The sequence below is a fragment of the Stenotrophomonas sp. MH181796 genome (assembly GCF_009659995.1).
Classification (GTDB): Bacteria; Pseudomonadota; Gammaproteobacteria; order Xanthomonadales; family Xanthomonadaceae; genus Stenotrophomonas; species Stenotrophomonas riyadhensis.
Map to the genome: position 1 here is coordinate 446,212 of NZ_RAHU01000001.1, position 11,176 is coordinate 457,387.

The 11,176-nt window shown below is 67.9% G+C and carries 11 protein-coding genes and 2 riboswitches; of the genes, 4 read left to right on the plus strand and 7 right to left on the minus strand.

Annotated features, from left to right (window positions below; genetic code table 11):
* Positions 1-48: 48 nt before the first annotated feature.
* From D5301_RS02050 to D5301_RS02060, 3 genes are all read right to left on the minus strand, one after another.
* Positions 49-1,413: an MATE family efflux transporter gene (locus D5301_RS02050; protein WP_110713888.1), complete on the minus strand. Its 1,365-nt coding sequence runs from the start codon at positions 1,411-1,413 to the stop codon at positions 49-51.
* A gap of 236 nt (positions 1,414-1,649) precedes the next feature.
* Positions 1,650-2,240 (minus strand): DUF3106 domain-containing protein, encoded by a 591-nt coding sequence (locus D5301_RS02055; protein ID WP_153854626.1) that lies wholly within the window; start codon positions 2,238-2,240, stop codon positions 1,650-1,652.
* Entirely contained in the window at positions 2,233-3,237 is a 1,005-nt protein-coding gene (locus tag D5301_RS02060; protein ID WP_153854627.1) for a hypothetical protein, read from the minus strand. The genes D5301_RS02055 and D5301_RS02060 overlap by 8 nt, the downstream gene beginning before the upstream one ends.
* A gap of 412 nt (positions 3,238-3,649) precedes the next feature.
* Here D5301_RS02060 and D5301_RS02065 point away from each other — a divergent pair, with 412 nt between their 5' ends.
* Complete coding sequence (locus D5301_RS02065; RefSeq protein ID WP_153854855.1) at positions 3,650-5,827, plus strand: primosomal protein N'; 2,178 nt, start codon at positions 3,650-3,652, stop codon at positions 5,825-5,827.
* Between the two features lie 51 nt (positions 5,828-5,878).
* Here the strand turns inward: D5301_RS02065 and D5301_RS02070 are convergent, their stop codons facing one another.
* On the minus strand, positions 5,879-6,499 hold the full coding sequence (locus D5301_RS02070) for a glutathione S-transferase (protein WP_032129683.1): 621 nt from the start codon (positions 6,497-6,499) through the stop codon (positions 5,879-5,881).
* Between the two features lie 143 nt (positions 6,500-6,642).
* Positions 6,643-7,422 carry an NYN domain-containing protein gene (locus D5301_RS02075; protein WP_005411210.1) on the minus strand — a complete coding sequence of 260 codons (780 nt, stop codon included), beginning with the start codon at positions 7,420-7,422 and terminating at the stop codon, positions 6,643-6,645.
* A gap of 123 nt (positions 7,423-7,545) precedes the next feature.
* On the opposite strand from D5301_RS02075, the gene D5301_RS02080 reads away from it, so the two are divergent.
* Positions 7,546-8,823, plus strand: a complete 1,278-nt coding sequence (locus D5301_RS02080) for an NAD(P)/FAD-dependent oxidoreductase (protein WP_153854628.1) — start codon at positions 7,546-7,548, stop codon at positions 8,821-8,823.
* A 58-nt stretch (positions 8,824-8,881) separates the two neighbouring features.
* Entirely contained in the window at positions 8,882-9,202 is a 321-nt protein-coding gene (locus D5301_RS02085) for a DUF2004 domain-containing protein (RefSeq protein ID WP_153854629.1), read from the plus strand.
* A gap of 127 nt (positions 9,203-9,329) precedes the next feature.
* Here D5301_RS02085 and D5301_RS02090 read toward each other — a convergent pair whose 3' ends face one another.
* Both D5301_RS02090 and D5301_RS02095 read right to left on the minus strand, forming a co-directional pair.
* Positions 9,330-9,761 carry a nuclear transport factor 2 family protein gene (locus tag D5301_RS02090; RefSeq protein WP_153854630.1) on the minus strand — a complete coding sequence of 144 codons (432 nt, stop codon included), beginning with the start codon at positions 9,759-9,761 and terminating at the stop codon, positions 9,330-9,332.
* Between the two features lie 71 nt (positions 9,762-9,832).
* The gene (locus D5301_RS02095) at positions 9,833-10,108 is read right to left on the minus strand and encodes a GIY-YIG nuclease family protein (protein WP_153854631.1); all 276 of its coding nucleotides are present in this window, start codon (positions 10,106-10,108) and stop codon (positions 9,833-9,835) included.
* Positions 10,109-10,148: 40 nt separating this feature from the next.
* Positions 10,149-10,238, plus strand: a riboswitch (glycine riboswitch).
* A 13-nt stretch (positions 10,239-10,251) separates the two neighbouring features.
* Positions 10,252-10,355: riboswitch (glycine riboswitch) on the plus strand.
* An 84-nt stretch (positions 10,356-10,439) separates the two neighbouring features.
* Between D5301_RS02095 and D5301_RS02100 the strand changes: the two genes are divergently transcribed.
* Positions 10,440-11,057: a trimeric intracellular cation channel family protein gene (locus D5301_RS02100; protein ID WP_005411215.1), complete on the plus strand. Its 618-nt coding sequence runs from the start codon at positions 10,440-10,442 to the stop codon at positions 11,055-11,057.
* Positions 11,058-11,176: the final 119 nt, after the last annotated feature.

The following is an 11,176-nucleotide window of genomic DNA, read 5'->3' on the forward strand; positions in this document are numbered from 1 at the left end:
CACAAGTCAGGGGATCGCCCGCCACGGATCATCGTGGCGGGCGGGAGGTCAGGACAGCGCGGACTGGCCGATGCGCAGGCTGCTGCGGCGCAGGCGCCAGCCCATCAGGATGGCGGCGGCGGTCAGGCCGACGATCAGGCCGATCCACATGCCCTGCGGCCCCATGCCCAACCCCAGGCCGAGCCCGGCGCCGAGCGGCATGCCCAGGCCCCAGTACGCGAACATGGCGATGAACATCGGCACGCGGGTGTCCTTCAGGCCGCGCAGCGCGCCGGCCGACAGTACCTGGATGCCATCCGGGAACTGGAAGGTGGCCGCGTACAGCAGCAGGGTCGAGGCCAGGCCGGCCACCGCCAGGTCGTTGGTGTAGACGCCGACGATGGCATCGTGGCCGAACAGCAGCACTGCCGCCGACAGCGTCTGCGTACCCATGATGATCGCGTAGCCGGCCCAGGCCGCACGCCGTACGCCGAAGCCATCGCCACGGCCAACCGCATGGCCGACGCGCACGGTGGTGGCCTCGGCCACGCCCATCGGGATCATGAAGCACAGCTGGGCGACGTTGATCGCGATCTGGTGCGCGGCCGCTTCATTGGCACCGAGGCGGCCGATCAGCAGCGCGGTGACGATGAACAGGCCGCCTTCCATCAGCACGGTGATGCCGATCGGCAGGCCGGTGCGCAGCAGGTCCCAGATCGCCTTCCAGCGCGGTCCTTCGAAGTGCGAGAACAGCTGCAGGTGGGCGAAGCGCTTGGTGAACCACAGGTAGGTGGCGAACGCGATCGCCTGCAGCCACATCATCACCGCCGAAGCGATGCCCAGGCCTTCGGCGCCCATTTCCGGGAAGCCGAGCTTGCCGTTGGCCAGCACATAGCCCATCGGTGCCAGCACCAGCAGGCCGCCGAAGCCGAGCAGCATGGTCGGCAGCGTCCAGTGCATGCCCTCGCTGAGATAGCGCATGCAGAAATACAGGGTCAGCGCCGGGCCGCCCCAGCGCACCGCGTGCAGGAATGCGGTGGCCCCCGGCACGATGTCCGGCGCGATGCCGAAGGCCGGCAGCAGCGGCGGCACCACGGTGAGGAAGGTGAACATGATCAGGCCCAGGCCCAGCGCCAGCCACAGTGCCTGGCGGAACAGCGGACCGATCTCGCGCTCGCGGCCGGCGCCATGCAGCTGCGACACCGAGGCGGTGAGCGAGATCAGGGTGCCGATCGGGATCAGCATCGGCAGCCACAGCAGGGCGGTGCCGATGGTCACCGCGGCCAGGGTCGCCGTGGCGTGGTGGCCGGCAATCACGTTGTCGACGAAGGAGATCAGACCGGTGGACACATGCCCGAGCACAAGCGGCAGGGCGAGCAGACCGGTAGCGCCGACTTCCTTGCTGAAGCGCGGCGTGGAGGTTGCAGTAGACATAAGGTGCTTGACGCGAACTACGGTTGCGCGCGAAGGGCACAGGCACCGGGTTGCGGGCCGCCATCTTACGCGTGCGGCGTGCGCATTCCCATGACATGGCGTGAATGCTGGGTTTCAGCAGGCCCCGGCATCACGCGTTGCGATCACGTTACGAACAGAAAAAGGGGACGGAGGGGATTAAGTCGTTTCAAGCCCGACTGTGCCGAGTACGACTTAATCCCCTCCGTCCCCTTTGTTTACTGACCCGCCTGGCGCTTGAGCCAGGTGTCGCGCTCGGCGGGTGGCACCGCGAGGAACGCGCCGCGTACTTTGTCGCGCTCCTGCGGCGGGGTGCGCTGCGCGACCAGGGTGAGCTGGGCCAGCTGCGCCGGGCTGAGCTGGCGCAGCACGGCCAGCGCGGCCTCGCGCTGTTCCGGCGGCACGAACCCGAACAGGCCGTGCAGCTTGGGGAATTCCAGGCCCAGCTGCGGGCCCAGCCGCCAGCCTTCGCGGAACGCCTGGTCCTGCGCCTCGAACTGCTGGCGCATACGTTGCTGTTGATCAGCCGGCAGCGCATTGAAGCGCGCCGCGGCCTGGCGGATGCGCTCACGCTCGCCTTCCGGCAATGCCTGCCATGCGGCGTAGTCGGCGCGGCGCTGGCGCTGCTGCTGGGCATCGAACTGGCTAAACGCAGCGGGCGTCGTACTTGTGATGGCCGGGGCCGGGGCCGGGGCCGCCGATGAACTGCCCGGCACTGGCGGCGGCAGCGGTACGTTCAAGGTCTGCGGCGCGGCGGACAGCGACAACGGCAAGGCCAGCAACAGGCTGGGGAATACGGTCTTATTCATCGGCAGCAGCGGTCTCCAGCGTGGCGCTGGCCGGCTCCGGCCGGCTCGGCTTGGATTGCGACTCGTCCACCGGCAGCGGGCCGCCCGCGGCGGTCCACGCATACAGATCGGCATCGGCCACCAGCGGGTAGTCGCGGTCGGCCAGCATCACAGCGTCGTCCGTGGCCTGGGCCGGGGCCGCATCCGGCGCAGCGCTGACCGTGCTCGGCGGCAGTGCTTCCACCGTGACCGGACCCGCTTCACCGACCACGCCTTCCGGCAGCGGAGCATTGCTGCCGAACGAATGCCCCTGCCAATAGCGCCAGCCCAGCGCCGCGGCCAACAGCACCGCCACCGTCACCAGCAGGATCAGCGGACCGCGCCAGCGTGGCTTGGCATTCGTACGGCGGCGCTTGCCGCTGGCAGCCGCACGCTCGTCCCGCTGCGGTGCACGCCAGCTGGAGGTCGGGGGTTCATTGTTGGCAGCCGGGGCAGCCGGTTGCTGCAGCTGCTGCAGGCGCTTGGCCGGCAGATCGCGGATGCGCAGCTGCACCTGCTCGGCAAGCTGGCGCCAGGCCGATGCATCGGGCTGGCCGTGCGCATCGCGCGGGCAGGCATCGGCCAACAAGCGCTGGTAGCTGGCCTCGTCCTGGTCGAGCACGCGCATGGCGATGCCTTCGTCCAGGCTGCCGCCCACCCGCAGCAACAGCGCCAGGCGCGGCATCGATCCCATCTCGCCCAGCGCAGCCAACGGCGGCGCCCATTGGCCGCCCACCGGTTCGCGCAGTACCTGGCGCTGGCCCAGCAGGGTCCAGAAGCGGGTCGGCCACTGCGCCATCGGCAGGTCGCTGGCAACCGCCGCAAACGCGCGCATCACCGCCACCAGGGTCTGTTCGGCACGGGCAGCATCGCCGCACTGCAGTTCAGCCACCACCAGGGCACGGCGCTCGACGCCACGCAGGAACGCCGACAGCGCGCCGGCCGCGGTCGAGGAAACAGGGGCGGGCACAGCCGTCATCGGTCACTCCAAAGGTCTGCCGGCATGATAGCGGCAGGCCATCGGCGCCCGTAGGACTTGCGCCCGCAGGCACTTCGTGCTGCAGGTTGTGCACAGCACCAAGGCCCCGCTGCGGAAAACTGGGGCATCCAGCTGAATTCACTCTGTTTCAGCATTGTTTCACACTTAAGTTGTTGATTTTGAATGTTTTTACTATGTGGCGATTTTTTGACCAACCCGAGTGTGAGGCCGTCGCCATCGGCCTTCTGCGTTTCCGCTGCCGGTTAACGCACAACGTTATCCACAGAACATGTGGATAAGACTGAATCTCCAATGGACACCGATATTTAGGTGACATTTATGATTCAACGGGCGTCGCCCGGCTACACCCGCGCCCGCCATTCGCGCCCGCATGGGCCGTTACACTGGCCCGATGCTTTCACCGATTCCGACCCTGCAGGTCGCCCTGCCCGTCCCCCTGCCCCGCCTGTTCGACTACCTGTCGCCGGAGGGCGAGGCCCCCACGGTTGTGGTCGGCTGCCGTGTGAAGGTGCCGTTCGGCAACCGCGAGCTGGTCGGCGTGGTGGTCGGCCTCGGCCAGACCGACGACGGCCAGGGACTGCGCCAGGCCCTAGCCTGGTGCGACCCGCAACCGCTGCTGCAGGGTGAACTGTGGCAGAGCCTGCAGTGGCTGGCGCGCTATACCCACGCCCCCCTGGGCGAAGTACTGAGTACCGCCCTGCCCGGTCCACTGCGCCATGGCGACGCCCTGCCCGACACCCATCACTGGGGCTGGCAGCTGACTGCGGAGGGCCATGCCCAGCGCGGGACGCTGCGCGCCGGCAGCCGCCCGCGGCAGTTGGCCGAACTGCTGGCCGACGCCGTGGTGGATGAGGATGTACTGGGCGAACGCATGGAGGACTGGCGCACCGCCGCGCGCAGCCTGGCCAAGCGCGCGCTGGCCGAGCGCGTGGCGATGACGGTGGCACCGCAGCATGCGCAGCCGCTGCCCGGCCCCGCGCTCAACCCGGACCAGGCCGAGGCGGTGGCCGCGATCAACGCCGCCGACGGCTTCCAGCCCTTCCTGCTGGATGGCGTGACCGGCAGCGGCAAGACCGAGGTCTACCTGCAGGCGATCATCCATTGCCTGGCGCAGGGCAGGCAGGCGTTGGTGCTGGTGCCGGAAATCGGCCTGACCCCGCAGACCCTGGCACGCTTCCGCGGCCGCCTCGGCATCGCCGTGCACGCGCTGCACTCCGGGTTGAACGACAACGAGCGCGCGCGCGTCTGGGCGGCGGCTTCGCGTGGCGAGGCACGGGTCATCGTCGGCACCCGCTCGGCGGTGTTCACGCCCCTTCCCCAGGCCGGCCTGCTGATCGTCGACGAGGAACACGATGGCAGCTACAAGCAGCAGGACGGCATCCGTTACCACGCGCGCGATTTCGCCCTGGTCCGGGCCAAGGCGCTCGGCATTCCGGTGCTGCTCGGCAGTGCCACGCCCTCGCTGGAAACCCTGCACAACGCCTACGCCGGGCGCTACACCCACCTGCGCCTGAAGCAGCGTGCCGGCGATGCACGGCCACCGCGCGTGCGCATCCTCGATGTGCGCAAGCGGCCATTGCACGATGGCCTCTCGGCCGATGTGCTGGCCGGCATCGGCGAGCACCTGCAGCGGGGCCAGCAGGTGCTGGTGTTCAAGAACCGCCGTGGCTACGCACCAGTGCTGCTGTGCCACGACTGCGGCTGGACCGCGCCGTGCCAGCGCTGCGATGCGCCGATGACCGTGCATGGCGGCGGCCGTCGCCTGCAGTGCCATCACTGCGGCGCGCGGCAACCGGCGCCGCTGGCGTGCCCCGCGTGCGGGAGCCTGGCGCTGCAACCGCAGGGCATCGGCACCGAACGCCTGGAAGAGCACCTCACCGCCGCCTTCGCCGACTTTCCGGTGGTGCGCATCGATCGCGGCACCACCTCGCGCCGCGATGCACTGGAACAACAGCTCGCCAAGCTGGGTGACCAGCCCGGCATCCTGGTGGGCACACAGATCCTGGCCAAGGGCCACGACCTGCCCAAGCTGACCCTGGTGGTGGTGGTGGGCATCGACGAAGGTCTGTTCTCCGCCGACTTCCGCGCCAGCGAGAAACTGGCGCAGCAGCTGATCCAGGTCGCAGGACGCGCGGGACGTGCGCGTGATCCTGGCGAGGTCTGGCTGCAGACCCATCACCCCGGGCACCCGCTGCTGGAAACCCTGGTAAGCGGTGGCTACCACCCATTCGCCCAGGCCGAATTGAACCAGCGCCAGGCCGCCGGATTCCCGCCGTTCGCGCATCTGGCGCTGATGCGTGCCGAAGCGCAGCAGGTGGAGCATGCCAATGCATTCCTGCTGGCCGCGCGGCAACTGCTGGGGGAACAGAATGTGGTCGAGGCCTACGGGCCGATGCCGGCGCCGATGCCTCGGCGTGCCGGCTACCAGCGCACGCAGCTGCTGCTGTCTGCCCTGCAGCGGCCGCCGTTGCATGGGGTGCTTTCGCAATTGGTGCCGCAGCTGTACGCGCTGCCGGAAGCCCGCAAGGTGCGCTGGTCGCTGGATGTGGATCCGACGGATCTGTACTGAGGGGTCGGATCCCTTTTCGCAGAAAAGGGCTCTGACCCCGACCGCCACCGCTTACGTCAGCGGCGACATCACGCCGCGCTGGTAGGCCGGCCGCTCGCGCAGGCGCGCATACCAATCGGCCAGGTGCGGCAGTTCCGGGCGCTGGATCGGCAGTTCGAACCAGGCGTAGATCAGCGAGCCCAGCGGAATGTCACCCATCGCGAACGTCTCGCCCGACAGCCACGGCTGTCTGGCCAACGTGGCATCGGCCATCGCCAGGTAGTCACCGGCACGCACGATGGCGGCATTGATGCGCGCTTCGTCACGGTCGGCCGGGGCGGTGCGCATGATGCCCCAGATCAGGTCGGTGTACAGCGGCGCCATGCGCGAGGTGCTCCAGTCCATCCACTTCTCGGCCTGGGCGCGTTCCATCGGGTCTTCGGCGTACAGCGTGCCCAGCGCGTAGCGCGCACTCAGATAGCGCACGATGGCATTCGATTCCCACAGCGGCAGGCCATGGTCTTCGATCACCGGCACCAGGCTGTTGGGATTCATCGCCAGGTACTCCGGCGTCTGCGTGCCGCCGTGGCTGCCACCGACTTCGATGGATTCATACGGCAGGCCGATCTCCTCGGCGCACCACAGCACCTTGCGAACGTTGCTGGAATTGCGGCGGCCCCAGATCTTCAACATGCGGGTTTTCCTTGCTGGCAATGCGAGCGGCAACGATACGCCTGATCGGAGTGGAGATGTGCGTGCCGGATGCGGGATCTGGCATCTGGGGCTTGCCGGCCAGCGGCCGGCACTACCGGTTCTTTCTTGGCCAGCGGCCGGAACTACCTGTTCTTTTTTGGCAGCGCGCGGACGTAGGACGACTTGCCGTCCTTCTTCAGCTCGAACAGCCCGATCGCCGCCAGCAGGTCACTGAGCTTGCCGTAGCCGTAGTTGCGCGGGTCGAACGACGCCTGGTTGCCGATCTGGCTGCCGACCGGGCCGAGGTGCGACCAGCCATCCTCGCCCTCGGCCGCGGACACCGCGCGGCGCAGCATCTTCACCAGCCGCGTGTCGCTGCGCATTTCCGCACCACTCTTGCGCGGCCGCGCATCATCATTGGCGACAGGTTCGTTCGATGCCTGTTCGCTGGACGCCTGTTCGGTATCCGGCACGCTGGCATGGGTCTGGCCCAGCGCTTCCAGATAGGTGAACTTCGAGCAGGCGTTGACGAACGGCTCCGGGGTTTTCTTCTCGCCGAAGCCATACACCTTCACGCCATCGGTCAGCAGGCGCATCACCATCGGGGTGAAATCGGCATCGCTGGACACGATGGCGAAGCCATCGAGATTGCGCGCGTACAGCAGGTCCATGGCATCGATCACCATCGCCATGTCCGAGGCATTCTTGCCCTTGCTGTAGGCGAACTGCTGGATCGGGCGGATCGCATATTCGTGCAGCACGGCCTCCCAACCCTTCAACCGCGGGCTCTTCCAGTTGCCATAGGCGCGGCGCACGTTGGCCACGCCGTAGCGGGCGACTTCAGCCAGGACCTCGTCGATCTTCGAGGCCGGCGCATTGTCGGCGTCGATCAACAGGGCGATGCGCTTTTCCGGTTCGCTCATGGGCTCCTCACGGGCGGTTGCCTGAACCCGAGTATCGCCGATCCATGCGGGCGCTGACGTGACAGGGCGCCATCGTGCGAAGATGCCAGGCGCTTCCCCCAATGCCCCCACTGGAGTGAGTCGATGAGTCGCGAGCGCGTTCCCCACCTGGTTGTTGTCGGCGGCGGTTTTGCCGGCCTCTGGGCCACCCGTGCCCTGGCCCGCGAGCGCATACGCATCACCCTGGTCGACCGCCGCAACCACCATCTGTTCCAGCCGCTGCTGTACCAGGTGGCCACCGCCGGCCTGTCCGCGCCGGACATCGCCGCGCCGCTGCGCCACATCCTCGGCCACCAGCGCAATGTGGAAGTCCGCCTCGGCGAAGTGGTGACCATCGACAAGCAGGCCCGGCAGATCCGCATGGCCGATGGCAGCACGCTGGACTACGACAGCCTGCTGCTGGCCACCGGCGCCACCCACGCCTACTTCGGCAACGACCAGTGGGCTGATGATGCCCCCGGCCTGAAGACGCTGGACGATGCCATCGCACTGCGCCGCAAGCTGCTGCTGGCGTTCGAGCGCGCCGAAGCCGAACCGGACCCGGCGAAGAAGGCGGCATGGCTGAGCTTCGCGGTGGTTGGCGGCGGTCCCACCGGTGTTGAACTGGCCGGCACCCTGGCCGAGATCGCGCGGCATACGCTGCGCAACGAATTCCGCCACATCGATCCGGCCAGCGCCAAGGTGCGGCTGGTCGAGGCTGGCCCGCGCGTGCTGTCCTCGTTCCCGGAAGTGCTTTCGCTGAAGGCACGCCGGCAGCTGGAAAAGCTGGGCGTGGAAGTGCTGACCGGTACCCCGGTGAGCGACATCGACAGCCAGGGCTTCAAGCTCGGTGAGCAGTTCGTGCCGGCCCGCACCGTGGTCTGGGCCGCCGGCGTGGCCGCATCGCCGCTGGCGCGCACGCTGGACGTGCCGCTGGATCGCGCCGGCCGCGTGCAGGTGCAACCGGACCTGACCCTGCCCGATCACCCGGAGCTGTTCGTGGCCGGTGACCTGGCCGCACTGAGCCAGGCCGACGGCAAGCCGGTACCCGGCGTGGCACCCGCTGCCAAGCAGATGGGCAAGTACGTGGCCGAGGTGATCCGCGCACGCCTGCACGGCAAGCCCGAGCCCGGCCCGTTCAAGTATGCCGACTACGGCAACCTGGCCACCATCGGTCGCATGGCCGCCATCGTGCACCTGGGCCGGCTGCAGTTGTCGGGCATCCTGGCCTGGTGGTTCTGGCTGGCCGCGCACGTGTTCTTCCTGATCGGCTTCCGCAACCGCATCGTGGTGCTGCTGAACTGGGCCGTGGCGTACTGGAGCTACCAGCGCAGTGCGCGCATCATCTTTGGAGATGATCAGGACGACCGGCGGCGAAAGTAGATCCACGCCATGCGTGGATGTTTGAACCCTGTCTCCAACCACCACTCAAAGGACTGCCATGACCACCTCCACCAACCAACAGAAGCGTGCGCGCACCGCCCTTGAACAGTTGCTGGGCACCGAAGAAGGCGACGACAGCGTCGACCTGTTCGTCCAGCATCATCTGGATGAGATCGAAGCCGACTACTGGATCGCGCACCTGGGCACGCCCACGCCGGCGGCCAGCGCGGTGCTGGGCCTGCTGCAGCCGCGCGAACCGTGGGGAGACGATGGATCGGTGCACATCGATTTTTCGCTGCCGGGCGATGTCTCGCAATATGTGCTGAGTGTCGAGCTCGATGAGGACGACGAAGTGATTGGCGTTTCAATGGACAGTTGAGCGCGGTGGCGTCATCCACGCATGGCGCGGATCTACAGCATCAAGCCCATTTCTCCCGCACCCAACTGCATGCGCATGGATGATCGCTACGACCGGCGACCGAAGCGATCTTCGTGGCACGCGTCGCTCACGGTGCCTTCGGCTTCGGGTACCACAGCGCGTTGACGATGACCCAGCGCTGATCGAAGCGGCCCATGTGGAAGTAGTCGACGAACCACGGCGTTTCCAGCCGTACCGAGGCCGCGTTGCCGGTCACGTCCAGCACCGTGCAGCGGCGGTCCCATTGATCCTTCGGGGTCTTCAGCGCGCCCTGCTTCGTCAACGAGACCAGCTCTTCCTTCGACATGCGGCGCAGGCCCAGGCGTTCGTCCGGTGTATCGCCGAGGACCGCGCGCTTGGCCAGGTCCGGGTGCAGGGAGCGGGCGACGCGCTGCGGGTCGGCCTCCAGCTGGCCATCGACGTAATCGTGGCAGGTGGCTTCGATGGCCGCGATCATGGCCGGGTCGGCGGCGGGACTTGTTGCTGCGGAGAGAGCGAACAGCAGGGCAATCGCGGACATCCGGGTCTCCAGCTCTGGGCGCGGGGTGATCATGGCATGGGCCAAGTGGCCCATCCACGCATGGCGTGGATCTACAGAAGCGTCTCGGCCGGTTCCTGCAGCCAGGCCAGCTTGCGTTCGCGCGGCTGCTGCTTGAGTTGCCACTCGGCCCGCGAGGCGGCGGCCCGGTCCGGGTACTCGCGCACGGCCAGCACGCGCAGCGGCGGCCGTGCCCGGGTGTAGCGCGCGCCCTTGCCGGCCTGGTGGGCGGCGAAACGCGCCTCCACATCGGTGCTGATGCCGGCGTAGTAGCTGCCATCGCGGCATTCGAGCAGGTACAGGAACCACGGGCGGAGGGACGGGGCCATGCCCGGATTATGCCGTGCTGCACTGCAGCGGATATACTGGCGCCCGAATGCAGGAGAGAGGCGCCGCGCTGGCGCCCGCCGAAGGCGCAGGCTCCCATGATCGCTCAGGCCGGTGGGCTGGAATCCCACCAACCATGCATTCGACTCGCCGAGCTGGAGAGAGGTCACCGGGCATGCCCGGGACGATCCGCCGAAGGGGCACGCGGCCAACGCCGCTGAACTCTCAGGCAAAAGGACAGCGGGAGCGGCACCGGTCATCGTCATCCCGTCATTGCGCAGGCAGTGGCGGTAGTCGCGCATGGCCGGCCCCACCGCGCCCGGAGCCTGTCCCATGCTGCTGTCCATCATCTACCTGATCGCCATTTCCGCCGAAGCCATGACCGGCGCGCTGTCCGCCGGCCGTCGCCGCATGGACCTGTTCGGCGTGGTCATGATCGCCTGCGTCACCGCCCTCGGGGGCGGTTCGCTGCGCGACATCCTGCTCGGCCACTACCCGCTGGGCTGGGTGAAGCATCCCGAGTACCTGGGCTTCACCGTGTGCGCGGCGCTGATCGCCACCTGGGTGGCGCGCTGGATGCACCACTTCCGCCGCACCTTCCTGGTGCTCGATGGCCTGGGCCTGATCGCCTTCACCCTGATCGGCTGCTCGATCGCGCGCGAGGCCGGCCATGCCATGCCGATCGTGCTGATCGCCGGCATGCTGACCGGCGCCTTCGGCGGCGTGCTGCGCGACATTCTCTGCAACGAGGTGCCGCTGATCTTCCAGAAGGAGCTGTACGCGATCATCGCGCTGCTGACCGGCGCGGCCTACCTGTTGCTGCTGCACTGGGGCGTGGCCGACGCCACCGCGATCCTGTGCTGCCTCGGCGGCGGCTTCGCGCTGCGCCTGCTGGCGATCCACTACCGCTGGGAAATGCCGAAGTTCGTCTATCACGACGAAGTGCATTGATTGTTTGACGGTAGTGCCGGCCGCTGGCCGGCAACACGGCACACGCCCGCAGATTCCGGCAGGTTGCCGGCCAGCGGCCGGCACTACCGAATGCGTTGCATGACCATGGTCATGCGGCA

Excerpts from the sequence above, each read along its gene's own strand:
- D5301_RS02050 (WP_110713888.1), bottom strand. The coding sequence starts at position 1,413 with ATGTCTACTGCAACCTCCACGCCGCGCTTCAGCAAGGAAGTCGGCGCT.
- D5301_RS02055 (WP_153854626.1), bottom strand. The coding sequence starts at position 2,240 with ATGAATAAGACCGTATTCCCCAGCCTGTTGCTGGCCTTGCCGTTGTCG.
- D5301_RS02060 (WP_153854627.1), bottom strand. The coding sequence starts at position 3,237 with ATGACGGCTGTGCCCGCCCCTGTTTCCTCGACCGCGGCCGGCGCGCTG.
- D5301_RS02065 (WP_153854855.1), top strand. The coding sequence starts at position 3,650 with ATGCTTTCACCGATTCCGACCCTGCAGGTCGCCCTGCCCGTCCCCCTG.
- D5301_RS02070 (WP_032129683.1), bottom strand. The coding sequence starts at position 6,499 with ATGTTGAAGATCTGGGGCCGCCGCAATTCCAGCAACGTTCGCAAGGTG.
- D5301_RS02075 (WP_005411210.1), bottom strand. The coding sequence starts at position 7,422 with ATGAGCGAACCGGAAAAGCGCATCGCCCTGTTGATCGACGCCGACAAT.
- D5301_RS02080 (WP_153854628.1), top strand. The coding sequence starts at position 7,546 with ATGAGTCGCGAGCGCGTTCCCCACCTGGTTGTTGTCGGCGGCGGTTTT.
- D5301_RS02085 (WP_153854629.1), top strand. The coding sequence starts at position 8,882 with ATGACCACCTCCACCAACCAACAGAAGCGTGCGCGCACCGCCCTTGAA.
- D5301_RS02090 (WP_153854630.1), bottom strand. The coding sequence starts at position 9,761 with ATGTCCGCGATTGCCCTGCTGTTCGCTCTCTCCGCAGCAACAAGTCCC.
- D5301_RS02095 (WP_153854631.1), bottom strand. The coding sequence starts at position 10,108 with ATGGCCCCGTCCCTCCGCCCGTGGTTCCTGTACCTGCTCGAATGCCGC.
- D5301_RS02100 (WP_005411215.1), top strand. The coding sequence starts at position 10,440 with ATGCTGCTGTCCATCATCTACCTGATCGCCATTTCCGCCGAAGCCATG.